The organism is Pseudoduganella sp. GW821-FHT11H04, from assembly GCF_058807935.1.
The window spans coordinates 45,079-70,925 of the sequence record NZ_JBXARE010000012.1; the positions used below are offsets into that span (position 1 = coordinate 45,079).

21 protein-coding genes are annotated in these 25,847 nt (G+C 63.3%); 18 read left to right on the forward strand and 3 right to left on the reverse strand.

The genetic code is table 11. The features are described 5' to 3' along the window. Positions 1–6 precede the first annotated feature (6 nt). Genes AC1RTP_RS22135 through AC1RTP_RS22145 form a run of 3 tightly spaced genes read left to right on the forward strand, consistent with a single transcriptional unit; the run spans position 7 to position 3,454 of the window. On the forward strand, positions 7–1,347 hold the full coding sequence (locus AC1RTP_RS22135; RefSeq protein WP_498610678.1) for a sensor histidine kinase: 1,341 nt from the start codon (positions 7–9) through the stop codon (positions 1,345–1,347). Then, positions 1,344–2,465 carry a hybrid sensor histidine kinase/response regulator gene (locus AC1RTP_RS22140; protein WP_498610514.1) on the forward strand — a complete coding sequence of 374 codons (1,122 nt, stop codon included), beginning with the start codon at positions 1,344–1,346 and terminating at the stop codon, positions 2,463–2,465. The genes AC1RTP_RS22135 and AC1RTP_RS22140 overlap by 4 nt, the downstream gene beginning before the upstream one ends. Then, the gene (locus AC1RTP_RS22145; RefSeq protein WP_498610516.1) at positions 2,462–3,454 is read left to right on the forward strand and encodes a response regulator; all 993 of its coding nucleotides are present in this window, start codon (positions 2,462–2,464) and stop codon (positions 3,452–3,454) included. The genes AC1RTP_RS22140 and AC1RTP_RS22145 overlap by 4 nt, the downstream gene beginning before the upstream one ends. Before the next feature lie 4 nt (positions 3,455–3,458). Here the strand turns inward: AC1RTP_RS22145 and AC1RTP_RS22150 are convergent, their stop codons facing one another. After that, the gene (locus AC1RTP_RS22150; protein ID WP_498610517.1) at positions 3,459–4,796 is read right to left on the reverse strand and encodes a methyl-accepting chemotaxis protein; all 1,338 of its coding nucleotides are present in this window, start codon (positions 4,794–4,796) and stop codon (positions 3,459–3,461) included. A gap of 144 nt (positions 4,797–4,940) precedes the next feature. Here AC1RTP_RS22150 and AC1RTP_RS22155 point away from each other — a divergent pair, with 144 nt between their 5' ends. The 3 genes from AC1RTP_RS22155 to AC1RTP_RS22165 all read left to right on the forward strand — a co-directional run bounded on the left by AC1RTP_RS22155 (position 4,941) and on the right by AC1RTP_RS22165 (position 10,236). Continuing rightward, positions 4,941–5,126: a hypothetical protein gene (locus tag AC1RTP_RS22155; protein ID WP_498610518.1), complete on the forward strand. Its 186-nt coding sequence runs from the start codon at positions 4,941–4,943 to the stop codon at positions 5,124–5,126. Positions 5,127–5,221: 95 nt separating this feature from the next. Continuing rightward, positions 5,222–9,331: an ATP-binding protein gene (locus tag AC1RTP_RS22160; RefSeq protein ID WP_498610520.1), complete on the forward strand. Its 4,110-nt coding sequence runs from the start codon at positions 5,222–5,224 to the stop codon at positions 9,329–9,331. Then, positions 9,313–10,236, forward strand: coding sequence for a diguanylate cyclase domain-containing protein (locus AC1RTP_RS22165; protein ID WP_498610522.1), 924 nt, complete (start codon positions 9,313–9,315; stop codon positions 10,234–10,236). The genes AC1RTP_RS22160 and AC1RTP_RS22165 overlap by 19 nt, the downstream gene beginning before the upstream one ends. Here the strand turns inward: AC1RTP_RS22165 and AC1RTP_RS22170 are convergent. After that, positions 10,217–11,206, reverse strand: a complete 990-nt coding sequence (locus AC1RTP_RS22170) for a sensor domain-containing diguanylate cyclase (protein WP_498610524.1) — start codon at positions 11,204–11,206, stop codon at positions 10,217–10,219. The genes AC1RTP_RS22165 and AC1RTP_RS22170 overlap by 20 nt on opposite strands. A gap of 141 nt (positions 11,207–11,347) precedes the next feature. On the opposite strand from AC1RTP_RS22170, the gene queE reads away from it, so the two are divergent. From queE to AC1RTP_RS22220, 10 genes are all read left to right on the forward strand, one after another. Further along, positions 11,348–11,980: a 7-carboxy-7-deazaguanine synthase gene (gene queE, locus AC1RTP_RS22175; RefSeq protein ID WP_498610525.1), complete on the forward strand. Its 633-nt coding sequence runs from the start codon at positions 11,348–11,350 to the stop codon at positions 11,978–11,980. 3 nt (positions 11,981–11,983) lie between these two features. After that, positions 11,984–12,427, forward strand: a complete 444-nt coding sequence (gene queD / locus AC1RTP_RS22180) for a 6-carboxytetrahydropterin synthase QueD (RefSeq protein WP_498610527.1) — start codon at positions 11,984–11,986, stop codon at positions 12,425–12,427. 1 nt (position 12,428) lies between these two features. Then, positions 12,429–12,887 (forward strand): tRNA adenosine(34) deaminase TadA, encoded by a 459-nt coding sequence (tadA, locus tag AC1RTP_RS22185; protein WP_498610529.1) that lies wholly within the window; start codon positions 12,429–12,431, stop codon positions 12,885–12,887. Between the two features lie 40 nt (positions 12,888–12,927). Further along, positions 12,928–13,824, forward strand: coding sequence for an alpha/beta fold hydrolase (locus AC1RTP_RS22190; RefSeq protein WP_498610531.1), 897 nt, complete (start codon positions 12,928–12,930; stop codon positions 13,822–13,824). Then, complete coding sequence (gene ldcA, locus AC1RTP_RS22195) at positions 13,821–14,720, forward strand: muramoyltetrapeptide carboxypeptidase (RefSeq protein WP_498610533.1); 900 nt, start codon at positions 13,821–13,823, stop codon at positions 14,718–14,720. Before AC1RTP_RS22190 ends, ldcA begins: the two co-directional genes overlap by 4 nt. Then, entirely contained in the window at positions 14,717–16,027 is a 1,311-nt protein-coding gene (locus AC1RTP_RS22200; RefSeq protein WP_498610534.1) for an NAD(P)/FAD-dependent oxidoreductase, read from the forward strand. Before ldcA ends, AC1RTP_RS22200 begins: the two co-directional genes overlap by 4 nt. Before the next feature lie 525 nt (positions 16,028–16,552). Further along, positions 16,553–18,154: an ABC-F family ATPase gene (locus tag AC1RTP_RS22205; RefSeq protein WP_498610679.1), complete on the forward strand. Its 1,602-nt coding sequence runs from the start codon at positions 16,553–16,555 to the stop codon at positions 18,152–18,154. Positions 18,155–18,156: 2 nt separating this feature from the next. Beyond that, positions 18,157–19,287 (forward strand): quinolinate synthase NadA, encoded by a 1,131-nt coding sequence (gene nadA, locus AC1RTP_RS22210; RefSeq protein WP_498610681.1) that lies wholly within the window; start codon positions 18,157–18,159, stop codon positions 19,285–19,287. After that, a complete protein-coding gene (gene nadC, locus AC1RTP_RS22215) occupies positions 19,284–20,150 on the forward strand; it encodes a carboxylating nicotinate-nucleotide diphosphorylase (protein WP_498610536.1) in 867 nt (288 codons plus the stop codon). Before nadA ends, nadC begins: the two co-directional genes overlap by 4 nt. 256 nt (positions 20,151–20,406) lie before the next feature. Next, complete coding sequence (locus tag AC1RTP_RS22220; RefSeq protein ID WP_498610538.1) at positions 20,407–20,910, forward strand: hypothetical protein; 504 nt, start codon at positions 20,407–20,409, stop codon at positions 20,908–20,910. Positions 20,911–20,964: 54 nt separating this feature from the next. Here the strand turns inward: AC1RTP_RS22220 and AC1RTP_RS22225 are convergent, their stop codons facing one another. Next, positions 20,965–22,668, reverse strand: coding sequence for an MFS transporter (locus tag AC1RTP_RS22225; protein ID WP_498610540.1), 1,704 nt, complete (start codon positions 22,666–22,668; stop codon positions 20,965–20,967). Positions 22,669–22,854: 186 nt separating this feature from the next. Here AC1RTP_RS22225 and AC1RTP_RS22230 point away from each other — a divergent pair, with 186 nt between their 5' ends. Both AC1RTP_RS22230 and AC1RTP_RS22235 read left to right on the forward strand, forming a co-directional pair. Then, positions 22,855–24,033: an acetyl-CoA C-acyltransferase gene (locus AC1RTP_RS22230; RefSeq protein WP_498610541.1), complete on the forward strand. Its 1,179-nt coding sequence runs from the start codon at positions 22,855–22,857 to the stop codon at positions 24,031–24,033. Continuing rightward, complete coding sequence (locus AC1RTP_RS22235; RefSeq protein WP_498610543.1) at positions 24,033–25,841, forward strand: acyl-CoA dehydrogenase; 1,809 nt, start codon at positions 24,033–24,035, stop codon at positions 25,839–25,841. Before AC1RTP_RS22230 ends, AC1RTP_RS22235 begins: the two co-directional genes overlap by 1 nt. The last annotated feature ends 6 nt before the right edge of the window (positions 25,842–25,847 follow it).

Sequence of the window (25,847 nt, forward strand, 5' to 3'; positions counted from 1 at the left end):
ACCCTGATGAGCGCCCACCAGCATTCGGATTATGAATCGGATTTGCGCGCATACCGGCTGCGTTTCAGCCGCGGCGGCGCCTGGACCGGCATCGCGCTCGTCCTGCTGGGCATCGGCCTGGATTACAGCCTGTATCCATCCCACCTGTTCGAATTTACGCTGGCGCGGGTAGGCTGCTCGCTGGGCATCCTTGGCATCATTGGCCTGATGCGCCAGCCATGGGGTGCGCGCAATGTCGAAGCCATGAGCTTTGCCTGGCTGATGCTGCCGCAAGTGATGATTGCGTGGATGATTGCCGTCACCGAAGGCGCTTCGTCGATTTATTACGCGGGCCTGAACCTGGGCGTATTCGCATCCGCCATCGCATTCGCCTTCCGCATGTGGCAGAACCTGACGCTTGGCCTGCTCACTTATATGCTGTACGCGGCGGCTTGCTGGGTGCACGACGGCCAGGTGCCAGGCGGCGGCGCTTTTGCCGTCAATTCGCTGCTGCTGGCCTTCAGCGCCATCGCCAGCGCGGTCTGCACCTACTTCAATGAGCAGGCGCGCTTCAACCTGTTCCAGCTGAAGGCGGAGCTGGCGGACAAGAACGCCCAGCTGGAAGCGAATAACCGCAGCCTGGCCGAGATCAAAGGCCAGATGCTGCAGCAGGAAAAAATGGCTGCGCTGGGTACCCTGGCTGCCGGCCTGCTGCACGAGGTGAACAACCCGGTCAACTTCTGCATGATGGCAATCGATATCGCGATGGAAGAGCAGGCGGCCAAGTCCAATGAAGTGCTGCATGAATGCCTGACCGATGCCAAGTCGGGCATGCAGCGCGTGCAGTACATTGTGTCCGACCTCAAGACTTTCGCCTACCGCAAGTCCGGCACCGACCACGAAAGCGCGCAATTCCTGTTCGAGCGCGCGCTGGAATCCTCGGTGCGCCTGGTGGGCCACGAAATCAAGGGCATCAAGGTCAATCGCCACCTGCAGCCGGACACCCTGGTGCGCGGCGACGAAGCAGCCATTATCGGCGTGCTGATCAACCTGCTCAGCAACGCAGCCCTGGCCATGCGCAAAGGTGCGACGCGCGAACCGGCCATCGATGTTTATGCCGAGTCGCGCGGCGACCGTTTGAAGGTAACGGTGCGCGACAACGGACCGGGCATCGCGCCGGAGAACATCGGCCGCGTGTTCGAACCATTCTTCACCACCCGCGAGGTGGGCCAGGGGCTGGGCCTTGGACTGTCGATTTGCTACAGCGTGATCCAGCGCCACGGCGGCGTGCTGGCAGCTGAAAGCACAACCGGAGAATGGACCAAATTCACCTTCGACTTGCCGCGTGTGACGGGAGGCGAGAAATGAATGAACAGCGTAAGCAGCCCGCCACCGTCCTCTACGTCGACGACGAGGAGCTCGCGCGCAAATACTTTGCCCGCGCCGTGGAAGGCGACTTCACGGTGCTGACGGCCCCCGGCGTGGACGAAGCGCTGGAAATCCTGGCCCGCCCCGACAACGAAGTCGACGTGCTGGTGACCGATTACCGCATGCCTGGCCGCGTGGGCGGCGACTTGCTGCGCCAGGTTGAGCGCGATTACCCGCACCTGGTGCGCATCCTCGTCACGGCTTACGCCGACAAGGAAGTGCTGCTGGAAACCATCAACGGCGGCGACATCTTCCGCATCCTGGAAAAGCCGCTCGATACCAGCACTGTACGGCATGCCCTGCGCCTGGCCAGCGAGAATGCGCGCGAACGCGCCATGCGCCGCCAAAGCCTGCTGGCGATTGAAGAAACTGTGGCCTTCCTGGCGCACGAATTGAATACGCCACTGGCCACCATCGCCAACTTCGCGCGCAATATCCAGCGCCGCGTCAACGGCCAGGGGCCGGACAATGGCCTGCCGCTCAAAGCCGACATCGGCAATGCGGCGGCCCATATGAATGATAATGCGCGCTACTGCCTGTCGGTGCTGTCGTCCTTCGTGGAGTCCGTCAAGCGCGCCAGCGTGGTGCCGACGGCCCGCCTGGGCAGCGGCAGCGCGCAGCAGATGGTCACCGCCTTGCTGGGTGTGTATCCATTGGCCGCCAGTCAGCGCAACATTATCGAAGTCGAGGTGCAAGCCGACTTCACCGTGCGCGCCGCGCCCAACTGCGTGGCGCTGGTCCTGTCTTCGCTGCTGAGCAATGCGCTGCGTGCGCTGCACGAGCATCCGCAGCCGCGCGTCAGGATCACCGTGGGCGTCGACCAGCGCCCCTTCATCATCGTGGAAGACAATGGCCCGGGCATTGCGCCGGCACTGCTCAACCGCCTGCTGCTGGACCCAGTGTCCATGCACGGCGCTGAGGGCGGCAGCGGCTGGGGCCTGATCTTCTGCAACCGCGTGATGCAATCGTTCGGCGGCCACCTGCGGGTGCAGTCGGAACAGGGTTGCTCCACCACCGTCACCATGAATTTCCCGGATTTAGAGAAGGAACCAGCATGACTGAGATACAAACGGCCCGACCGGCCCCGGCGATCCTGTACGTCGACGACGAGGCGACCGCACTCAAATACTTCCAGCGCGCGCTCGGTTCGCTGGCGCCTGTGTATGTGGCCGAGTCGGTGGAGGACGGCAAGCGCATGCTCGACGAGCATGCCGACGAAATCGCAGTGCTGGTGTCCGACCAGCGCATGCCCGGCGCCTATGGCAATGAATTGCTGTTCTATGCGTGGGACCGTTATCCGCACATCGTGCGCATCCTGACCACGGCGTATTCGGAACTGGAACACACGGTCGATGCGGTCAACCAGGGCCAGATCCACCGCTACATCCAGAAGCCTTGGGATATCGCGGCCCTGCGCATGGAACTGAAACAGGCCCTGGCCCTGGCCAAGCTGCAGAAAGAACATTCGCAGCTGCTGCGCGAAAAGCTGCTGGTGCGCCAGAAGCAGGCCGTGGCGAGCCGTATCGGTACCCTGTATACGCTGGCGGCCAGCCTGTCCGCCGGTCCATCTTTCGTGCCGGTGGAAAGCTACCTGGCCGGCGCCCTGAGCGCGGGCATGACCCCGCCCGAGCCGGACTGGCTGATGCTGGACCACTCGGACCTGATCAGTTCCGAAGCCTTCCGCAGCGCCGCTTTTGGCTGCACCGTGCGCGACCACTTGCAGGACCTCGATTCGCGCTACCCGGACGCAGAGCCGGCGCATGTCTTCGCGCTGCTGGGGGAAACTTTCGGCCCGACTTTCCGCGCGCTTGATGCCGAACAGGCCTTGTTCCTGCAAGCGTCGCAGCTGACTGAATTCCTGGAAACGCCGACCAGCGCGCCGGTGTCGTCGCAGCACGCCTTCTGGCTGGCTTGCCTGCTGTGGCTTGGCAAGCGCGGCGCCGCGCTGCAGATGGCGAGCGGTTCGCAAGGCGTGGAATGCCGCCTGGTGCAAGCCGACGCCGAACTCACGCCGTCGCAACTGGCGGCGTGGGTCGAACAGTTCTAAGCCTTTAGCGCAAGGCCAGCGCGCGCTGCTCCGGCGCGCCCTGCTCGCCCATCAACTGCGCCAGGCGGCGCGCATGTTCCAGCATGCTGGCCGAAGCGCTGGCCGCTTCCTGCACCAGCGCGGCGTTTTGCTGCGTTCCCCGGTCCATGGCGCCCACGGCATCCGTCACCTGTTCGATGCCGGCCGACTGCTCGCGGCTGGCGGCGGTGATCGCCTCCATCAAGCCCGCCACCTCCTGCACCGAAGCGACCAGCTTGTCCATCACCTGGCCGGTGGCGCCGGCCAGCTGGTTGCCTTCCTGCGCCTTGTTCACCGAATCGCCGATCAATTGGCGGATTTCCCGGGACGCGGTGGCGCTGCGCTGGGCCAGGTTGCGCACCTCGCTGGCGACAACGGCAAAGCCGCGTCCCTGTTCGCCTGCACGCGCAGCTTCCACGGCCGCATTCAACGCCAGGATGTTGGTCTGGAACGCGATGCCGTCGATCACGCCTATGATGTCATGGATGCGGCGCGCACTGTCATGGATGGCGCCCATGGTCGCCACCACCTGCGCCACCATGGCGCCCCCTTGCACCGCGACTTGCGAGGCGGCCGACACCAGCTCACTGGCGCTGTGCGCGTCGTCCGCGTTCTGACGCACGGTCTGCGCCAGCTGCTGCACGGTGCCAAGGGTGCGCAGCAGCTCGCCGGCCTGTTGTTCCGTACGCGCCGACAGGTTCTGGTTGCCGCTGGCGATTGCATGGGCCGCGTCGCTGATGGCGTCGATGCCGACGTGGGCTTCGGTCACGGTGCGGTGCATGCGGTCGAAGCTGGCCTGCAGGCGGGAGCGGTCGGCCTCGGTCTGGACGCGCTGGCGGGCGAAGCTGATGGCAAAGTGGCACAGGGCAGCAGTTTCCACCACCACGTAGAGCGCGTGCACGATGATGACCGGCAGCGACGGGGCGCTCAGGCACATGGTGCCGAAGCCGGCCTGCTGCAGGAAGTTGAACAGCAAGTGATGCACGGCGACAAAGGCCGCCGCGCCGATGATCACGCGCCAGTCCTGGTAGACCACGAGTAAAGCCAGCAGGACGAAAATCCCGAAATGCAGTTCGATCATGCCCATGGCTTGCTGGATGTGCAGGGCGCAGAACCACATGCAGGCAATACCCACGGCCATGCGGCTGGCCAGTGCTTGCGGTGCGCGCCAGGTGAGCAGGGTGGGCAAGAGCGCGGCGGGCAGGCCGGCCAGTAGCGCAGGCTTCCAGGTGCCGTACCAGGGCGCAAGGCCAAATGACATCAGCAGCAATAGCCACAGGATGGGGATGAAAAGTCGATGGGCCTTGGCGTAGTGGTCCGGCATGCAAATTCTCCAGTGTTGTGATGAGCTTATTGTCTGGACAATTGCCTTGCATGTCGATTAAGTAGTGAAAGTGCCAGCCGCTTACGTGCGCTGTGCCCGGCAAAGCTTCGCTAGCATGATGGCAGGACGCCACACAAGGAGGCCATGATGCCAAGAGGAGCCAGCCCGAAACGGGAGCGCGAGTACAAGGAACTCAAGCAGGAGTTCAAGAAGGAACACCGCTATCCCGGCCGCGAAGAGGAAGTTGCGGCACGTATCGTGAACAAACAGCGCAAGGAGCACGGCGAAACCAAGGCGCAAAAAGCGCGCAGCGGACGCAAGGTGCATTAAGTAGGATGCATTGACTAAGTCATACAGCAAGACTTTCAGGCAACTTTTCGAGGGAGAGTCGGTTATACTCTGGGCATCGGATTAGCGGAGCCGCCATGCCTGAGGAAGTCCTGCCCGCGCGACCTACGCTGCGCCACCGCTTGGGCCTGGGCGCCATGCTTGCTGCCGCGCTGGCTGCCGCCGTGCTGTTGCTGACCGCGCTGGCGGTGTGGGGCCTTGGCTGGCGCACAGCCGAAGAACTCAAATCCAGCCTCGGCCAGGGCCTGGCGCAACGCGCCAGCGAGAGCGCCGACCAGCTCGACGCGGCCATGTTCGAGCGCTATCGCGAAGTACAGCTGCTGGCGCGCCGCGCCGCCCAGATCGACGGCGCCGCAGCGCGTCGCCAATTGCTGGAAGATTTGCAGCGCACCTATCCCCTGTATGCCTGGATTGGCCTGGCGGACGCCAACGGCAAAGTGCAGGCCTCGACCGGCCAGGTGCTGGAAGGCGCCAGCCTGGCGCGGCGTCCCTGGTTCAGCGATGCGCCGAAGGGCGTGTATGTACACGACGTACATGCCGACGCGCAGCTGGCGCAGCTGTTGCCGCCAAATGGCAGCCGGGCGCTGCGCGTACTCGACCTGGCTTTCCCCTATTTTGATGCTGCCAGCCATCCGGCCGGCGTGCTGGGCGTGCAGCTGCACTGGAACTGGGCGCGCCAGTTGCTGGCAGGCGACGTCCTGCTGCTATCGCGCGAAGGCAAAGTGCTGGCTGGACCGGACGAGTTGTTCGAGCAGCAGCTGCCGAGCGCCAGCCTTGCCCAAGCGCGGTTGCAACCGGCTGGCTATGGCGAAGAACATTGGCCTGACGGCCGCGACTACCTGGTCGGCTATGCCCGCACGCGCGGCTACGATGGCTATCCGGGCTTGGGCTGGACGGTGCTGGTGCGGCAAGACGCCAGCCTGGCGATGGCCCCGGTGCGGCGGCTGCAGACGACTGTTGCGCTTTGGGGCGCCGCGCTGGCACTGCTGGTGGCGCTGGCAGGCTGGCGCGCCGCGCGCCGCGTGACCCAGCCTGTGCAGCAGGCGGCGCAAGCGATGCAAGCGGTGCAGGAGGGGGCCGCGCCAGTGCTGCCGCCGCTCGCAGGCGGCTTTGGCGAACTGGAAGAACTGCGCCAGGCCTGCAATGCGCTGTTGCAGCGCTTGCAGCGCGACGGCCTGCAACTGGAACGCGACAAGGCGCAGCTGGCGCAGCGGATCGACTTGCTGGGCGCCGACCTTGAGCGTGCGCAGGCGCAGGGCGCTGCCAGCGATTTGCGCACCCTGGCCTTGCTCGATGCGACGCAGGAAGCTTTCATCGGCCTGCGTGTCGAAGGCCTGGTCAGCGACTGGAATGCGCGCGCCGAACAAGTCTTTGGCTGGCAGCGCGCGGAAGTGCTGGGCAAGCCGATCGAACAGCTGCTGCACGCCAGCAGCGCGATGCTTGCCGGCCTGGCCGATGGCAGCGTGGGCCAGCCGCTGGTGCTGACCGGCTGGCGCCGTGATGGCGCACGTTTCGATGCGGAGCTGACCCTGGCGCGGCATGCGGCCGATGGTTTGCCCGGCTATGTGGTGTTCGTGACCGACGTGACGGACAGCCGGCGCAGCGAAGAGGCGGCGGCGGAGCAGTTGTCGGCGCTGGCCAGCGCCCAGCTTGAACTGGCCGACAAGGAGCGCTTCCTGCGCACGGTGGCCGACCACAACCCGGCCGCCATCGGTTATGTCGACCGCGACCAGGTCTACCGCTTCGCCAACCGCAGCTACCAGACTTTGCTTGGCCTCGACCCGGCCGGCATGATCGGGCGCACCGTGGAGGAAGTGCTGGGCAGCGTGCTGTATGGCCAGATCGAGGCGCAGGTGGCGGCGGCGCTGCGCGGGGAACGGGTGCACTTTGAGACCGATACCGAGCGCGCCGGCTGGCCGCGCCATTTCATGACCGACTATATCCCCGACACCGATGCGCAGGGCGAGGTATGCGGCTTCCACATCGTGGCGCTCGACATCACCGCGCGCAAGCGGGCCGAATTGCAGCAGCAGGAGGCCAGCCGCGCCAAGAGCGCCTTCCTGGCCAATATGAGCCACGAAATCCGCACGCCGATGAATGCGGTGCTAGGAATCGGGCAACTGCTGGAACGCACGCCGCTGGCGCCGGAACAGCAGGAATATGTGCGCCTGATCCGCGCTTCCGGCGGCGCCTTGCTGGCACTGGTGAACGACATCCTCGACCTGTCCAAGATCGAGGCCGGCAAGCTGGCGGTGGTGAATGCTCCGTTCCAGCTGGAGGAATTGGCTGAGGCGATTGCGGCGGCCATGCAGGCGGCCAGCGTCGGCAAACGCCTGGACTTGCTGCTCACGCTGGAGCCGGACATGCCGCAAGGCCTGGTAGGTGATTTGCAGCGCTTGCGGCAAGTGGCGCTCAACCTGGTCGGCAATGCGATCAAGTTCACGGCCGAAGGCGAGGTGCGCGTGCACCTCGGCGTGAGCGCACCAGGCAGCACCATGGAAATCCTGCAGCTGACGGTCAGCGACAGCGGCATTGGCATGAGCGGCGAGCAGCTTGGGCGCCTGTTCAATCCTTTCGAGCAGGCGGAGAGCTCGACCTCGCGCCGCTTTGGCGGCACCGGTCTTGGCCTGTCGATTTCGCAGCAACTGGTGCAGCTGATGGGCGGCACCATCAGCGTGAGTAGCGAAGCGGGGCATGGCAGCGAATTCGTGGTGTCGGTGCCGCTGCAGCTGGCGCGCCGGCAGCGCCAGGAAGACACCGAAGCCGGTTCCCTGGCCGGCCTGCGTGTCTTGCTGGTGGACGACCATGTGCCGACGCTGCATTACCTCGAAGCGCAGCTGCGCCATTGGGGCTGCGTGGTGGACACCCACGATACCCCGCCGGCCTTCGCCGCTTCCGGCGCCGGCAGCGCGCGCGACGTGGCGCTGGTCGATTCCGTGCTGCTCGACAGCGAGGGCCCTGAGCGCTATGAAGGCCTGTGCCTGGTGGCGCTGAATCGCAGCCTCGATCGCCAGCCCGGCCCCGGCGAAGCGGCCGCCCTGGCCAAGCCCGTCTTGCCGTCGGCACTGCGGCTGCTGCTGCAAGGCGTGCGTCAGCGCGTCGCCGCATCCGAACGGAGCATGGAACCTGGCCTGATCCTGCAGCCGCAGGAGCCGGCGTTGAACGGCGCCCGTATCCTGCTGGTGGAAGACAATCCGACCAACCAGGTGGTCGCGCGCGGCGTACTGGAACCGGCTGGGGCGTTGGTGACGATAGCTGAGAACGGCCAGCAGGCGGTGGACATCCTGCGCAGTGCGCCCGCGGGCTTCGACCTGGTGCTGATGGACGTGCAGATGCCCGTGATGGATGGTTTCGAAGCGACCCGCATCCTGCGCCAGCAGCAGGGCTTGCGCATTCCCATCCTGGCCATGAGCGCAGGCGTGCTCGATACGGAGCGCAGCAAATGCCAGGAGTGCGGGATGGATGGTTTCATTCCAAAGCCGGTTGACTATACGCAAATGCTGTCCGCTGTCGCGGCCCATTTGCGTCAGGCGGCCGCGGATTCTTCGGCGCCCGCACCCGTGGTCGCATCGCCGGTCGCGGCTCCGGACGAAGCCGACCAGCAGCCCGGCGTCTTCGCCATCCGCAAACTGCTCGCGGTCATCGGCAACACGCCGCAGCGCGAAAACATTGTCTCCCTGGTCGGCCGCGTGGTGCGCCAGTCGCAGGACGAGTTCGAAGCGGCGCAAACGCGCTGGCAAGCAGGCGATACGACAGGCGCCGCTGCGGCGCTGCACTCCCTGCGCGGCGGCGTTGGCAGCCTTGGCGCGCGCAACTTCGCCGACGCCACCCTGGCCATCGAACAAGCACTGCGCAGCGGCGATGACAGGACCGCCCGCAGCCAGTTTGCGCAGGCGCAAAGCGCGCTGACAGCAACGCTGCAAGCAGCCTCGCACTGGCTTCAATTGGAGAATGCTTTGCCGGCAGCCGGCGTGCAGCAGGATTTGCAGGCGGCCATGCAGACGCTGGCCGAAATGCTGCAACGGCAAGACCTCGACGCGCTGGCGCAATTCCGCCAGCTGCGCCCACAGCTGGCCAGCCGGCATGGCGATGCCGCCGCCGCCCAGCTGGAAACCGCTATTGAAGCGCTGGACTTTGGTACGGCGCTGGATGTCCTGAGTGAGGAAGCATGGAAAGCACCATCCTGATCATCGACGACAACCCCGACACGATCCGCCTGTTAAGCGCCATGTTGCGCGACCAGGCGCGGGTGCTGTTTGCCACCAATGGCATGACGGGGCTGGAAATCGCCCGCGCCCAGCGCCCGCAACTGATCCTGCTGGACGTGCAGATGAAGAGCATGGACGGTTTTGCGGTGCTCGAGCGCATCAAGGCCGACCCTGACCTGGGCCATTGCCCAGTGATCTTCGTCACCGCCAGCGGCGGCGTGGAAAGCGAAATCGCCTGCCTGGATGCCGGCGCGGTGGACTTCATCACCAAGCCCCTGAGCGGCCCGGTGGTACAGGCGCGCGTGCGCACCCACTTGCGCTTGCAGGCCGCGCTGGCCAGCCTGGACAACCTGGCCCGTAAAGACGGCCTGACCGGCCTGCATAACCGGCGCTATTTCGACGAGCAGATTGCGCTGGAAGTGGCGCGCCACCGGCGCCAGGGCGCCGCGCTGGGGGTGGCCCTGGTCGATGTCGATCACTTCAAGCTCTACAACGACCATTACGGCCACCAGATGGGCGACGAATGCCTGCGTGCGGTAGCGCAAGCGCTGGCCAATTGCACGCGCCGTCCGGGTGAGCTGGTCGCGCGCTACGGCGGCGAGGAATTCGTGGTGCTCCTGCCAAACAGTTGCGAGGAGGAAGTGCTGCGCTACGGCGACTGGATTTGCCAGCACGTGGCGGCATTGCAGCTGCCGCATGCGGCTTCGCCGGTAGCGCGGCATGTGACCATCAGCGTCGGCTTATGCTCGATGGCGCCGTCCACAAACGACAGCCCGGCAACCCTGCTGGAAGCGGCGGACAAGGCGCTATACGAAGCCAAGCGCACGGGCCGCAACCGCGCCAGCATGGGCCGCGCCGCGCCGGCTACGTGCCTGGCAAGCTGATTCGGTTACGCCCCATGTGTTTGGCGCGGTAAAGCGCCGCATCGGCCGTAGCCACCAGTTGCGCCGGCTGGTGCTCGTGCGAGGCAATGGCCGTGGCGGCGCCGATGCTGACCGTGACGAAGTGGGACGGCGCGCCGATATTGGGCAGGCGCAGCGCCTCGACGCGGCAGCGTATCCGTTCGGCCACGATGGCCGCGCCTTTCAGCGACTGGTTGGGCAGGATGACGGCGAACTCTTCGCCGCCGTAGCGCGCCACCAGGTCGTTGGCGCGCATTTCGCTGGCCACCGCGGTGGCGATGCGCTTCAGGCAATCGTCGCCGCCGACATGGCCATAGGCGTCGTTGTACTGCTTGAAGTTGTCGACGTCGACCATGAGGAGCGATAGCGGTTGCGCCTGGCGCAGGGCGCGCTGCCATTCCGCCAGCAAGGTGTGGTCGAAGCAGCGCCGGTTGGCCAGCCCGGTCAGGCCGTCGCGCGTGGCCAATTGCTCGAGCGCGATCTGGGCCTGCTTTTCCTCGGTCAGGTCGCGCAGCGTTTCGACCACGGCCACCAGTTGGCCATCGCTGTCATAAATCGGGCTGGCGTCCGCAGCCAGGTAGCGCCGCCCGGCGGTGCGCGGCATCTCGCACCAGTTTTCCGCACAAAGATTGTCGCGGGTGGCGGCCGGGCCGCGCGACTGGCCGTCGTAGAGGTCGAGGATTTCGCCGGTGCGGCCGGCGATCACCAGGTCGGCCAAGGTGGGGCGATGGGCGGCGTAGAAGGCGCACCAATGGCCGCTGGTGCCGAGCAGTTCCTCGGCCTGGATCCCGGTCAGGCGCTCGCAGGCGCGGTTCCAGATGATGACCCGGCCCTGGGCATCGAGTACGAAGGTGGGAATGACCAGCAGCTCCATCAGCTTGAGGGCGAAGCCTTGCGGCTGCTCGGACGAAGGTGCTTCCATCTGATGGGAGATCTTGAGGAGACTATTCATTTGGCGGCGCCCCTTGTTATTCACTGCGTCTGGAACTCGATTGTGCCGCTGGTGCCGGTAGTAAATGTTGACCAAGCGCAAAGCCATTTCGTTTCGTGAAACGCGCTATAATGTAGGGTTGCCGACCAGTGGATTCACCCCGTGACTTATAGCATCAAGGAAATTTTCTACACCCTGCAGGGCGAAGGCGCCCATGCCGGGCGTCCCGCCGTGTTTTGCCGTTTTGCCGGTTGCAACCTGTGGACCGGGCGCGAACAGGACCGTGCCGGCGCGGTGTGCCAGTTCTGCGATACCGATTTCGTGGGCACGGACGGCGAGCGCGGTGGCAAATTCGCCACGCCGGCGGCGCTGGCCGAGGAAATCAATAGCCTGTGGCCGGCCGGGGCGGGGCACAAGTATGTGGTATTTACGGGCGGCGAACCGCTGCTCCAGCTCGACGCGCCGCTGATCGACGCGATGCACGCGGTGGGCTTCACCATCGCCATTGAAACCAATGGCACCATCGAGGTGCCGGCGGGCGTGGACTGGATCTGCGTCAGCCCGAAAATGGGCTCACAGCTGGTGGTCCATAAAGGCAATGAAATCAAGGTCGTGATCCCGCAAAAGGACCAGGACCTGGCCGCCTACGAAGGCCTGGATTTTGAGAACTTCTTCGTGCAGCCGATGGATGGCCCGCTGGCAGCCTTCAATACCACGCTGGCGATCGAAACCTGCAAGCGCAATCCGAAATGGAAACTGAGCCTGCAAACCCATAAACTGTTGAATATTCCTTAAGCAATGCTGACTATTACCCGCAAGCTGGAATTCGATGCCGGCCATCGTATTCCCGACCACAAGAGCCAGTGCCGCAACCTGCACGGCCACCGCTACACCCTCGAAATCACCCTGACCGGCAAAGTGATCGACGCCGAAGGCAATTCCGACAATGGCATGATCATGGACTTCTCCGACGTGAAGACCATCGCCAAGGAACACCTGGTCGACGTCTGGGACCACGCTTTCCTGGTGTACGAGAAGGACGCTTCGGTGAAGGATTTCCTGGCCTCGCTGCCTAACCACAAGACCGTGGTGATCGACCGCATCCCGACGGTGGAAAACCTGGCGGCCGTGGCCTGGGACATCCTGAAGGCGGCCTTCAAGGATCACTATGGCACCGGCCTGCACCTGCACAAGCTGGTGCTGCACGAAACCCCTAACTGCTGGGCCGAAATTGTCGAATGAGATGTATATGCGCGAAGCGCTCATTGAAGCGCGCCGCGCCTGGGCTGAGGGCGAGGTGCCGGTGGGCGCCGTCGTCGTCAAGGACGGGGTAGTGATTGGCCGTGGCTATAACCAGCCGATCGGCCGCCACGACCCGACCGCCCATGCAGAAATCATGGCGATGCGCGCCGCGGCAGAAACTCTGGGCAATTACCGCCTGCCGGGCTGCGAGCTGTATGTCACGCTCGAGCCCTGTGTGATGTGTTCGGGCGCCATGATGCACGCCCGCCTGTCGCGCGTTATCTACGGCGCCACCGATCCCAAGACCGGCGCCTGCGGCTCGGTGGTCAATGTCTTCGAGAGCGAACAGCTGAATCATCACGCCGAGGTGGAAGGCGGCCTGCTGGCCGACGACTGCGGCCAGGTGCTGAAAGACTTCTTCGCCGAGCGCCGCGCCGTGCGCAAAAACAACGCAGCCTGACGGCGCGCCACGCACCGTCATCGCGGTGCTATGCTGAGCTATGGCCAGCGTCGATATAAACGGTATTACGATTACCTACGAGTCCAGCGGCGACCCGGCCGGCCCGGCTGTGCTGCTGAACATGGGCCTGGCCCTGCAGCTGATTTCCTGGCCATATGAATTCGTCGATGGCCTGGTGCAGCGCGGCTACCGTGTGATCCGCTACGACAACCGCGATGCCGGGCTGTCTTCCCAGTTCGACCATCTCGGCGCGCCCAATTTGTGGCTGGCCTATCTGCGTCACCTGTTCGGCTGGCGCCAGCGCGCCGCTTACACCTTGAACGATATGGCCGGCGACGCGGTCGGCCTGCTCGATGCGCTGGGCGTGGCGGGGGCGCATATCGTTGGGGTATCGATGGGCGGCATGGTTTCGCAGATCATGGCCGCGCGTTATCCGCAGCGCACCCTGAGCCTGACTTCCATCATGTCGAGCAGCGGGCGTCCCGGCTTGCCGGGGCCCACGCCGGCGGCGCGCCGTATCCTGCTGCGACGTACTGCCAGCGCCCATCACCGGGCGCGCGTGGTGGAGCAGATGGTGGACACATTCCGTACCATTGGCAGCCCGGCATATCCGATGCCCGAGGAACTGCTGCGCCAGATGGCTGGTGAGGCGGTGGCGCGCAATGTGAATGGCGACGGCGTGGCGCGCCAGCTGGTGGCCATTGCCGCTTCGGGCGACCGCAGCGCGCTGCTGCACGCTATCCGCTGCCCGTCGCTGGTGATCCATGGTGATGCCGATCCCCTGGTGCCTTGCGCTTGCGGGATCGATACGGCGCGCCAGATTCCGGGCGCCCGGCTCGAGCTGATCGAGGGCATGGGGCATGATATGCCGCCGGCCCTGGTTGGCAGGCTGCTAACCTTGCTCGATCAACACCTCCGGGGTAAGATGGCCGGGTGAAAAATATCGGAATCGCCATTGCCGGAACCAGCGGCTACCCCATCGATGACGCGGCCTTGGCGCGCGGCATTGCCCGCCTTGAAGCGCAGGGGCACATCGTTCATAACTATTACGAACCGGAGCACAAGTTCCAGCGATTTGCCGGCACGGATGAGAGCCGGCTAGCCCAGCTCAATGCGGCGGCCGCCGATCCCGATTGCCAGGTCGTGCTGGCCTTGCGCGGTCAATACGGTATCAGCCGCATCCTGCCGCACATCGACTTCCGCGCCATGGCCGATAGCGGTAAGCTGTTCAGCGGCTTCAGCGACCTGACCGCCTTCCATATGGGTTTGTACCGGGCCACGGGACGTATCAGTTTTGCCGGGCCAATGTCGCTTGACCTGACCCGCGACGAGCAGGTTGAGTACACGCTGCGCCAGTTCTGGGATTGCCTGCGCGGACCGACGCATTCCGTACGCGGTACGGCAACGGGCAACCCGCCGGTCGACGTACAGGGTACGCTGTGGGGCGGCAACCTGGCGATGGTCAACCACCTGATCGGCACACCGTTCTGGCCGGATATTGATGGCGGCATCCTCTTCCTCGAAGATATCGGCGAGCATCCATACCGAATCGAGCGCATGCTGCTGCAGCTGCATTTTGCCGGGGTGCTGGCGCGCCAGCGTGCCATTGTGGTGGGCGATTTTTCCGGTTACCGGCTGGGCCCTAACGATAATGGCTATGACTTCGATTCCATGCTTGCCTATATCCGCGGCTTGCTGCCTGTGCCAGTCCTGACCGGGCTCCCGTTCGGCCACGGTGAGGAACGCTGCACCTTGCCTTTTGGCGCGCATGCGCACCTCGTTTCCGATGCGGACGGCTTTGACCTGACTGTAAGCGGGTATCCAACCTTATGATGAACGGCGCGGAGAGCTACTACCGCGCTACTGCGCCGGGCGAGCAATACGCCGCGCTGGCAGGACGCCAACAAGCCCGGGTCTGCATCATTGGTGCTGGTTTCGCAGGTCTCGCCACTGCCCTATCGCTGATGGAGCACGGCGAACGCGATGTGGTGCTGCTGGAGGCGGAGAGCGTCGGCCATGGGGCTTCGGGCCGTAACGGCGGCTTCGTCTTCGGCGGTTATTCCCTCGATGAACAAGCTTTGCTCACGACAGTCGGAGCGGAGCAGGGCAGGCGACTCTATCAGCTCACGCTCGGAGCGGTCGATCAGATCCGCCGCCGCATCAGCCAATACTCAATCGATTGCGATGCCACGCATGGCGGCATCTACCTGGCGAACTGGTTCGACGATCCCAGTGTGCTCGATGAACGCCAGGATTTCATGCGCGATCATCTGGGCGTTGAATGGCAGCGCATTTCGCCTGCCGATTTCGCCGACAAGGCCCGCAGCGAACGCTATTTCGGCGCGCTGTATGAAGAAAACGCGTTCCATTTCCATCCCTTGAAATACGCGCAAGGCCTGGCCCGCGCGCTGCATTCCGGCGGCGTCCGCGTTCACGAATCGAGCCGCGCAACCGTGATCGAGAAGCTTCCCGACGCCACGTCCGCCGTCCCGAACGCCGGCAGCCGCGGGTCCCGTTGGCGCGTCGCGACTGCTGCCGGCGAGGTGATTTGCGACGAAGTTGTCGTTTGCTGCGGTGGCTATATTGAGCGCCTTTATCCCGCGTTGGCTGGCGCGATCCTGCCGATCGCGACCTACGTGATGGTGACGGAGGCATTGGGCGAGCGAATGCCGCAAGCTTTGGCGACCGACGCCGCGATTTACGATACGCGCTTCGCCTTCGACTATTACCGGCCATTGCGGGACAGCCGCCTGTTGTGGGGCGGGCGGATCTCGATCCGTTCCCGCAGCCCGGAAGATGTGGCGCGCCTGCTGTACGAGGATATGCTGAGAGTCTACCCGCAACTGGCGGGCGCCAAAGTCGACTATGCCTGGAGCGGTTTGATGAGCTACGGCCGCCACAAAATGCCACAACTCGGCAAGCTGCCGAACGGCGTCTGGTACGGGATGGGTTTCGGCGGCCATGGCGTTGGCCCAACTTCACTTGCCGGTGACGTCCTCTCCGCAGCCCTGATGGGCGAACTAAGCAAAGTCGACCAGTTTGCCGCCTGGGGTCTACCCACCACGGCCGGTCCAGCCGGCTTGTTGGCCGCCCAGCTCACGTACTGGTATTGCGAATTGCGCGACTGGATGCGGCAGTAGGGGGGATATGTCGAAAAACCCAGAAAGTCTGAAACGGTCTCCCATGAACTTTTTTGGTCTCCCGTGAACTCTTTTGGTCTGGTTTCGATCTAAGTTGGCGTGCAATTTGAAAAGGAGAGTGCGCCATGAAGAGCCTGTCCTGAATTTTGTGTGCAAGGCAGTGAGGTTCGATTCGAGGGGTGAAGTGTCTCGCCAGCCCACTTTGTAGATGAGGTTGCCCAATGCAGCAGAAACGCGTGGCGGACAATATGGTTGCGTTATCCCAATGAAGCCGAGTGGAAACATGCGAAGACGCTACGCACGAAAGCAATGCATCTGGAGACCAAAAGAGACTCCAGGAGACCTAAAAAGTCCGAATAAGACCGAATCAGGCTTTTCGACCCAATTGAATAGGGACACCCTGTGCTCCCATATTCTTATATTGCTTGCAACCCTTTGAGCCGCAAGCAGAGGGGCGCTCCTAGGCGGGCACTCGGTCGGCGGGGTATAATGTTCGATTCGCTTTCTCTCACCATTTCCCCCAGCATGCTTTCTACCGCAAACATCACCATGCAGTTCGGCGCCAAGCCGCTGTTCGAGAACATTTCCGTCAAGTTTGGCGACGGTAACCGCTACGGCCTGATCGGCGCGAACGGCTGCGGCAAGTCGACCTTCATGAAAATCCTCGGTGGCGACCTCGAACCGTCCGCCGGCAACGTCAGCCTGGACGCCAACGAGCGCCTCGGTAAGCTGCGCCAGGATCAGTTTGCGTACGAAGAAATGCGCGTGCTGGACGTGGTCATGATGGGCCACACCGAGATGTGGGAAGCGATGAGCAAGCGCGACGCCATCTACGCCAATCCGGAAGCGACCGACGACGACTACATGGAAGCGGCGGAACTAGAGGGTAAAGTCGCCGAGTACGACGGCTACACCGCCGAAGCGCGCGCCGGCGAGCTTCTGATGGGCGCCGGTATCGACATCAGCCTGCACCAGGGCCCGATGAGCGCCGTAGCGCCAGGCTGGAAGCTGCGCGTGCTGCTGGCGCAGGCTCTGTTCTCCAACCCGCACATCCTGCTGCTGGACGAGCCGACCAATAACCTGGATATCGACACCATCCGCTGGCTGGAAGAGACGCTGAACCAGCGCGATTCCACCATGATCATCATTTCCCACGATCGCCACTTCCTGAACCAGGTCTGCACCCACGTTGCCGACATGGACTACGGCACGCTGAAGATCTATCCAGGCAACTATGACGAATACATGCTGGCCTCGACGCAGGCCCGCAACCAGCAGCTGGCCAATAACGCCAAGGCGAAAGACAAAGTCGCCGAGCTGCAGGACTTCGTACGCCGCTTCTCGGCCAACAAGTCCAAGGCCCGCCAGGCTACCTCGCGCGCCAAGATGATCGACAAGATCAAGATCGAAGACATCAAGCCGTCCTCGCGTGCCTATCCGTTCGTGCGTTTCGACGGCGAGAAGAAGCTGCACCGCCTGGCAGTGGAAACCCAGGGCATCGGCAAAACCTACGACCGCACTCTGTTCAAGAACGTCGACTTGGCGGTGGAAGCGGGCGAACGTATCGCGATTATCGGCGCCAACGGCGCCGGCAAGACGACCATGCTGCGCTGCATCGGCGGCCAGGACATCGCTGGCCTGACCAGCGACACCGGCCTGGTGAAATGGGCCGAAAATGCCAACGTCGGCTACATGCCGCAGGATCCGACCGAAGAATTCGCATCCGACATTAACCTGACCGACTGGATGGGCCAGTGGACCCAGGAAGGCGACGACGACCAGGCCGTGCGCTCCTCGCTGGGCCGCCTGCTGTTCGGCGGCGACGAAGTCAAGAAATCGGTCAAGGTCCTGTCGGGTGGCGAAAAAGGTCGTATGATGTATGGCAAGCTGATGCTGGGCCGTCACAATGTCCTGCTGCTGGATGAGCCGACCAACCACATGGACATGGAATCGATCGAGTCGCTCAACATCGCCCTGGAAAAGTACGCCGGCACCCTGGTCTTCGTGTCGCACGACCGCGAGTTCGTCTCCTCGCTGGCCACCCGCATCATCGAGATCAAGGCAAATGAAGTCGTGGACTTCCGCGGCGGCTATGAAGACTACCTGAAGAGCCAAGGCATCGAGTAATGATTGAAACTCCGATCAAGACTGTCGAATTCGAGAAGCCAGTCGAAGGCGGCAGCTGCGTGGCCCATGCGTGGGCGCGCACCCCGGCACCCGTGCCGGCCAATGAAAAGATCCTGCTGAAGGAACGCATCAAGACCCTGCTGCGCGAGCGTAACGCCGTGCTGGTGGCCCACTACTACGTGGACGCCGACCTGCAGGACCTGGCTGAAGAAACCGGCGGCTGCGTGTCCGATTCGCTGGAAATGGCGCGCTTCGGGCGCGACCATCCGGCCAAGACCCTGGTGGTGGCCGGCGTCAAATTCATGGGCGAGACTTCGAAGATACTGAGCCCGGAAAAGACCGTCCTGATGCCGGACCTGGACGCGACCTGCTCGCTGGACCTGGGCTGCCCGCCGGAAGACTTCATCGCCTTCTGCGACCAGCACCCGGACCGCACCGTCGTGGTGTATGCCAACACCAGCGCCGCCGTCAAAGCGCGCGCCGACTGGATGGTGACATCCTCGATCGGGCTGGATATCGTCAAGCACCTGCACGAGCAGGGCAAGAAGATCCTGTGGGCGCCAGACAAGCACCTGGGCGGCTACATCCAGAAGCAGACCGGCGCCGACATGCTGCTGTGGCAGGGCTCCTGCCTGGTGCACGACGAATTCAAAGGCGTCGAACTGGACCTGCTCAAGGCCGAGCACCCAAATGCCAAAGTGCTGGTGCACCCTGAATCGCCGGCCGCGGTGGTCGACCAGGCCGACGTGGTGGGTTCCACCTCGCAGCTGATCGCCGCCGCAGTCAGCCTGCCGAACACCGAATTCATCGTCGCCACCGACAACGGCATCCTGCACAAGATGCGCATGGCCGCACCGGGCAAGACCTTCATCGAAGCGCCGACTGCCGGCAACAGCGCCACCTGCAAGAGCTGTGCGCACTGTCCGTGGATGGCGATGAATGGCCTGCGCAACCTGGCCGACGTGCTGGAAAACATGAACAACGAAATCCACGTCGATCCTGAAGTCGGCAAGCTGGCGCAGCGTTCGATCAACCGCATGCTTGATTTCGCCGCCGCCAAGAAAGCCAAGATCGCTCCAGGCGCCGACCTGGCGAAGGAGGCGCAACTGTTCCAGAATATCGGTCCCGCATGAGCACCCTGAAAAATAAATTCGCACCGTTTGACGATGCGCTGGCGGGCGCGTACGAACGCAACCTGCTGGCCGCCCTGATGGAAGATATCGGCACCGGCGACCTGACCGGCAAGCTGGTACCGGAAGACGGCCGCGCCACCGCCCGCGTGATCGTGCGAGAAGAAGCCGTGCTATGCGGCGCCCCGTGGTTTGAAGGCGTGATGGAAGCGCTGGACCCATCGATCGGCATCGAATGGCACTACGCGGAAGGCGACCTGATGGCTGCTGACTCGCCAGTCTGCACCATTGTCGGCCCGGCACGCGCCATCCTCACCGCTGAACGCTCGGCACTGAACTTCATGCAGCTGATGTCTGGGGTGGCGAGTGCCACCCGCCGCTATGTTGACGTGATTGCCGGCACCACGGCCGCCATCCTCGATACCCGCAAGACGATTCCGGGCATGCGCCTGGCGCAGAAGTACGCGGTGCGTGTCGGCGGCGGCCAGAACCAGCGCTTGGCGCTGTACGATGGCATCCTGATCAAGGAAAACCACATCGCAGCAGCCGGCGGCATCACCGCCGCACTGGCCGCGGCCAAGCGCCTCGACGCCAAGGTCACGATCCAGGTTGAAGTGGAAACCCTGGAGCAGCTGGAAGAAGCATTGTCCGCAGGCGCGGTTTCGATTTTGCTCGATAACTTCAACCTCGACATGATGCGCGCAGCCGTGCAGCTCAACGGCGGCCGCGCGTTGCTGGAAGCCTCCGGTGGCGTCAACTTCGACACCGTACGCGCCATCGCCGAAACCGGCGTGCACCGCATCTCCATCGGCGCCCTGACCAAAGATATCAAGGCCACCGACTTCTCCCTGCGCATCATCGGCTGATCGCGGCCGCATACCGATCCAAATCAATACGCAGCACCAGCAAGTGCCTGCCATCGAGTGATACTCGTGGGAGGCGCTTGTTTTATGGGCTTTAGCGGTGCTCTGATTCTCGTTGTGGTCCTGTCCAGCTTGCTTACTGTTGCGCGTATGCCGCAGTGACAATGCGTGAATATGTGCGGAGAATTGCAGCGTAAAGTCTTTGCTGGAGCCGCCGCTCCGGCGTCTCCGGTACCCCAACTGTTCTGGAGGAGACGCCATGTCAGAACTATTGCACATCAGCTCCACACTGGCCAAGATCATCGCCCGCATCAATCCCAAAGTATGGGAAGTGATCGGCGGCGGCCCGCTTGGCAAGAAGGTCCATTTGGCGGCCCTGGCTGCCGAACCGGAACCCGCACCCTGGCTCGAAGCAGCGCAATTTGCCGCCGTTGAGCTCGCGCAGCGCCAAACCGATGCTGCGGCTGCCATCTACACGCAGGGAGGCGACACCAAAGGCTTCCTGCAAGCCATCCTCGACGACTGGTGCGGCACCGTGCCGCGTCCGCCTATCAAATGGCCAGGCTGGCCGCGCCCGCCGCGTCCACCACGCCCTGATGAACTGGAAGACTACACCCTGTCCATGGCAGGCGGCATTGCTTTCGTCGCGCTCAGCGAAACCATCGGCGATTCCGGCTTCGCGGCTCAGATTGCCGACCTCGGCGGCAACATCATCGACCGTACCGCCACTTATGCGCTGGAGCATTCAAGCAAGCGTCGTTAGGAAATAAAAAAGCCGCCCGGGCAGGGCGGCTTTCAGGGGGGCATTGAGATCCCTTTAGTCTTGCGCGTAAATGTTGTTGTCTTTCGTTTCACGGACGAACAGCGCACCGATTACCAGGGTCGCCAGGGCAATCACAATCGGATACCACAGGCCGTAGTAGATGTCGCCCTTGAATGCCACCAGAGCGAAGGCGGTGGTTGGCAGCAGGCCGCCGAACCAGCCGTTACCGATATGGTATGGCAGCGACATCGAGGTGTAGCGGATGCGGGTTGGGAACAGTTCCACCAGCATGGCCGCGATCGGTCCGTACACCATGGTTACGTACAGCACCAGGATCCACAGGATCAGCACCATCATCGGCTTGTTGATCTGTGCAGGATCTGCCTTGGCTGGATAGCCCGCAGCCTTCACCGTGTCAGCCACAGATTTCTTCAGCGCGCCTTCCAGCTTTTTCGAATCGGCATTGAAGTTCAGGCCATCGGCGGTCATGGTCGCATTGAACGACTGTACTTCCTTGTCGCCCACTTTGATAACGGCCACGCTGCCGGCAGGCGCGTCCTGGCGGGTGTAGGCCACCGACGCCTTCGACAGCATCGACGTGGCGATATCGCAGGACGACGGGAATTTCTTTTCGCCGGTCGCATTGAACTGGAAGTGGCAGGACGCTGGGTCAGCCACCACCACCACTGGCGAATTCTTGATCGCTGCTTCCAGCGCAGGATTGCCGTAATGAGTCAGCGCGCCGAACAGTGGGAAGTAGGTCGCAGCGGCGATCAGGCAGCCGCCCAGGATGATCCATTTGCGGCCGATCTTGTCCGACAGGCTGCCGAAGAAGATGAAGAACGGGGTCGCCAGCGCCAAGGCGATGGCGATCAGGATATTCGCGGTGGCGATATCCATCTTCAGCGTCTGGATCATGAAGAACAGCGCGTAGAACTGGCCGGTGTACCATACCACCGCCTGGCCCATGGTCAGGCCCACCAACGCCAGGATCACGATTTTCAGGTTTTTCCATTGGCCGAAAGCTTCGCTCAGCGGAGCCTTGGAGGTCTTGCCCTCGGCCTTCATCTTGGCGAAAGCTGGGGACTCGTTCATGGACAGGCGAATCCACACCGAAATGCCCAACAGAGCCACGGAGACCAGGAACGGAATGCGCCAGCCCCAGGCTTCAAACTCTTCCAGCGGCATCGAGGTACGGCAAGCCAGGATCACCATCAGTGACAGGAAGAAGCCCAGCGTGGCGGTGGTCTGGATCCATGCAGTGAACAAGCCGCGTTTGCCGTGCGGCGCGTGTTCCGCCACATAGGTTGCCGCGCCGCCGTATTCGCCGCCCAGCGCCAGGCCTTGCAACAGGCGTAGCGCAACCAGGATGATCGGCGCCGCGATGCCGATGCTGGCGTAGTTTGGCAAGAGGCCCACGATAAAGGTGGACAAGCCCATGATCAGGATCGTCACCAGGAAGGTGTACTTGCGGCCGATCATGTCGCCCAGGCGGCCGAATACGATAGCGCCGAAAGGACGCACAATGAAGCCGGCAGCGAAAGCCAGCAGGGCGAAAATAAAGGAAGTGGTAGGGTCGCCGACGAAGAACTGCTTGGCGATGATCGAAGCCAGCGAACCGTATAGATAAAAGTCGTACCATTCAAACACGGTACCGAGGGAAGAGGCGAAGATGACTTTCTTCTCTTCCTTGGTCATCGGCGCGGATTTACCGCTGCCAACGCTCCGCCCGTCGGCGGTGCCAGAACTAATTGCCATGATGCTTATCTCCAATATAGTAGTTTGTATTTCAAATGCTTCAACGGCAGGATGGAGTCTGGACCCTGTTCCTTACGTCATGCTTGCTTGAAACTTACACAAAACTTACATGGCAAACAATTTATAGCACGACCGTGCTAAAGCTGTGCTATGCTGGCCTGAGACTATTTCACCAAGGAGACCCTCATGACCGACGCAGTGATTGTTTCGACCGCCCGCACCGGCCTGGCCAAGTCCTGGAAAGGCGCTTTCAACATGACCCACGGCGCTACGCTCGGCGGTCATGTGCTGCAGGCGGCAATCGTCCGCGCCGGCATTGAGGCGGGCGAAATCGAGGACGTGATCATGGGCTGCGCCAACCCGGAAGGCGCCACCGGTGGCAATATCGCGCGCCAGATCGCGCTGCGTGCCGGCGCTCCCGTCACCGTGCCGGGCATGACCATCAACCGCTTCTGCTCCTCGGGCCTGCAAACCATCGCCACCGCCGCCCAGCGCGTGCTGGCGGGCGAGGGTGACATCTTCGCCGCTGGCGGCATCGAATCGATCTCCTGTGTGCAGCAGGAAATGAATATGCACATGTATATAGACGTCTGGCTCAAGGAGCACAAGCCGGCCATCTACCTGCCGATGCTGCAGACCGCCGAGATCGTGGCCAAGCGCTATGGCATCGCGAAAGAGCGCCAGGACGAATACGGCGTGCAGTCGCAGCAGCGCGCTGCCGCTGCGCAAGCCGCTGGCCGCTTTGACGCAGAAATTGTGCCGATCACTGTCACCATGGGCGTAGCCGACAAGGCGACCGGCACCCTGGGCACGCGCAAGGTCACCATCTCCGCCGACGAAGGCATTCGCGCCGACACCACCATCGAAGCGGTGCGCGGCATCCGCACCGCAGTACCGGGCGGCGTGATCACCGCCGGCAACGCCAGCCAGTTCTCCGACGGTGCGTCTTGCGCCATCGTCATGAGCGACAGCGCTGCCGCAGCCAAGGGCTTGCAGCCGCTGGGCATTTTCCGTGGTTTCGCTGTCGCTGGCTGCGAGCCGGACGAAATGGGCATCGGCCCCGTGTTCGCCGTCCCGAAACTGCTCAAGAAGGCCGGCCTGAAAGTGGAAGATATCGGCCTGTGGGAATTGAATGAAGCCTTTGCGGTGCAGGTTCTGTACTGCGCCGACAAGCTGGGCATTCCGATGGACCGCCTGAACGTGAACGGCGGCGCGATTGCAGTCGGCCACCCGTACGGCGTATCAGGCGCGCGCATGGTCGGGCACGCGCTGATCGAAGGAAAACGCCGTGGCGTCAAGTACGTGGTGGTCACCATGTGTATTGGCGGCGGTCAGGGCGCTGCGGGCCTGTTCGAGGTGGTGTGATGTCTCGCATCCTGAACCGGCGCGACGTCGAGTTCATGCTGTTCGACTGGCTGGCCGTCGAAGGCATGGCCGCGCGTCCGCGCTTTTCCGACCATAGCCGCGAGACGTTTTGCGCCGCCCTCGACACGGCCGAGCAGATCGCGACAGACTTGTTCGCCCCGCACAACAAGCTGAGCGACCAGCAGGAGCCGCATTTCGACGGTGAGCACGTGACTGTGATCCCCGAAGTCAAGCGTGCGCTGGACGCCTTCTCGGAGGCTGGCTTGATGGCTGCCAGCCAGGATTATGCGATGGGCGGCATGCAGTTGCCGCTGACGGTGGAAAAGGCGCTCACCGCCTACTTCACCGCCGCCAATATGGCCACCGCCAGCTACGCCTTCCTCACCATCGGCAATGCCAATACCCTGCTCAAATGCGCCAACACCGCGCAGGTCGAGCACTACGTGCGGCCCATGCTGGAAGGGCGCTGGTTCGGCACCATGTGCCTGAGCGAGCCGCAGGCGGGTTCCAGCCTGTCCGACATCACTACGCGCGCCGCGCCCGACTCCGCAGCGTCGGGCCAGTACCGCCTGACCGGCAACAAGATGTGGATTTCCGCCGGCGAACACGAACTGGCCGAGAACATCGTCCACCTGGTGCTGGCCAAGATACCCGGGCCGGACGGGAAGCTGGTGGCTGGCGTCAAAGGCATCTCGCTGTTCATCGTACCCAAATTCCTCGACAACGGTGAGCGCAACGACATCGCGCTGGCGGGCCTGAACCACAAGATGGGCAACCGCGGCACCACCAACTGCCTGCTCAACTTCGGCGAGGGCCGCCACCAGCCGTCCGGCCGGGCCGGCGCCATTGGCTACCTGGTGGGCCGCGAAGGCCAGGGCTTGCTCAATATGTTCCACATGATGAACGAGGCGCGCATCGGCGTCGGCCTGGCTGCAGCAGTCCTTGGATATACCGGCTACCTGCACGCACTTGGCTACGCGCGCGAGCGCCCGCAAGGCCGCCACCCCGCTGCCAAGGACCCGGCATCGCCGCAATTACCCATCATCTCCCACACCGACGTGCGCCGAATGCTGCTCGCGCAAAAGGCTTACGTGGAAGGCGCGCTGGGTCTATGCCTGTATAGCGCGCGCCTGGTGGACGACGAGCACACCGGCGAAACGCCGGAAATCCGCCAGCGCGCCGGCCGCCTGCTGGAGTTCCTCACGCCGATCACCAAGTCCTGGCCCTCGCAATGGTGCCTGGAGGCGAACAGCCTGGCGATCCAGGTTCACGGCGGCTACGGCTACACCCGCGAATACAACGTCGAGCAGTTCTACCGCGACAATCGCCTGAACCAGATTCACGAAGGCACGCATGGCATTCACGGCCTCGACCTGCTGGGACGCAAAGCCAGCATTCACGACGGCGCGCTCCTTAAGACCATGGCCGAGGAAATCCGTGCCACGGTCCACGCCGCGCGCGGAGCGAACGCCCGCCAATTGCTCGCGCACGCCAACGCCCTCGACGCCGCCTGGCGCCGCGTTGAGCAAGTGACACAGGCGCTGTATGCTGCGCCCGACCTGAACAAGACCCTGGCCAATGCCACCGTCTACCTGGAAGCCGTCGGCCATGTGGTCGTGGCCTGGATCTGGCTCCAGCAAGCTATGGCAGCTGTGGAAAAACTGCCGGAAGACGACGATTTCCGTCGCGGCAAACTGCAAGCCTGCCGCTATTTCTACCAATGGGAATTGCCCAAGATCCAGCCGCAGCTGGATTTGCTGGCCGCCCTCGACACTACAACACTCGACATGCAGGACGCATGGTTTTAATAATCA

Excerpts from the sequence above, each read along its gene's own strand:
- AC1RTP_RS22145 (WP_498610516.1), top strand. The coding sequence starts at position 2,462 with ATGACTGAGATACAAACGGCCCGACCGGCCCCGGCGATCCTGTACGTC.
- AC1RTP_RS22200 (WP_498610534.1), top strand. The coding sequence starts at position 14,717 with ATGATGAACGGCGCGGAGAGCTACTACCGCGCTACTGCGCCGGGCGAG.
- nadC (WP_498610536.1), top strand. The coding sequence starts at position 19,284 with ATGAGCACCCTGAAAAATAAATTCGCACCGTTTGACGATGCGCTGGCG.
- AC1RTP_RS22140 (WP_498610514.1), top strand. The coding sequence starts at position 1,344 with ATGAATGAACAGCGTAAGCAGCCCGCCACCGTCCTCTACGTCGACGAC.
- AC1RTP_RS22150 (WP_498610517.1), bottom strand. The coding sequence starts at position 4,796 with ATGCCGGACCACTACGCCAAGGCCCATCGACTTTTCATCCCCATCCTG.
- AC1RTP_RS22225 (WP_498610540.1), bottom strand. The coding sequence starts at position 22,668 with ATGGCAATTAGTTCTGGCACCGCCGACGGGCGGAGCGTTGGCAGCGGT.
- AC1RTP_RS22160 (WP_498610520.1), top strand. The coding sequence starts at position 5,222 with ATGCCTGAGGAAGTCCTGCCCGCGCGACCTACGCTGCGCCACCGCTTG.
- AC1RTP_RS22230 (WP_498610541.1), top strand. The coding sequence starts at position 22,855 with ATGACCGACGCAGTGATTGTTTCGACCGCCCGCACCGGCCTGGCCAAG.
- tadA (WP_498610529.1), top strand. The coding sequence starts at position 12,429 with ATGTATATGCGCGAAGCGCTCATTGAAGCGCGCCGCGCCTGGGCTGAG.
- AC1RTP_RS22135 (WP_498610678.1), top strand. The coding sequence starts at position 7 with ATGAGCGCCCACCAGCATTCGGATTATGAATCGGATTTGCGCGCATAC.
- AC1RTP_RS22170 (WP_498610524.1), bottom strand. The coding sequence starts at position 11,206 with ATGAATAGTCTCCTCAAGATCTCCCATCAGATGGAAGCACCTTCGTCC.
- AC1RTP_RS22190 (WP_498610531.1), top strand. The coding sequence starts at position 12,928 with ATGGCCAGCGTCGATATAAACGGTATTACGATTACCTACGAGTCCAGC.
- AC1RTP_RS22220 (WP_498610538.1), top strand. The coding sequence starts at position 20,407 with ATGTCAGAACTATTGCACATCAGCTCCACACTGGCCAAGATCATCGCC.
- AC1RTP_RS22165 (WP_498610522.1), top strand. The coding sequence starts at position 9,313 with ATGGAAAGCACCATCCTGATCATCGACGACAACCCCGACACGATCCGC.
- AC1RTP_RS22235 (WP_498610543.1), top strand. The coding sequence starts at position 24,033 with ATGTCTCGCATCCTGAACCGGCGCGACGTCGAGTTCATGCTGTTCGAC.
- AC1RTP_RS22205 (WP_498610679.1), top strand. The coding sequence starts at position 16,553 with ATGCTTTCTACCGCAAACATCACCATGCAGTTCGGCGCCAAGCCGCTG.
- AC1RTP_RS22155 (WP_498610518.1), top strand. The coding sequence starts at position 4,941 with ATGATGCCAAGAGGAGCCAGCCCGAAACGGGAGCGCGAGTACAAGGAA.
- queD (WP_498610527.1), top strand. The coding sequence starts at position 11,984 with ATGCTGACTATTACCCGCAAGCTGGAATTCGATGCCGGCCATCGTATT.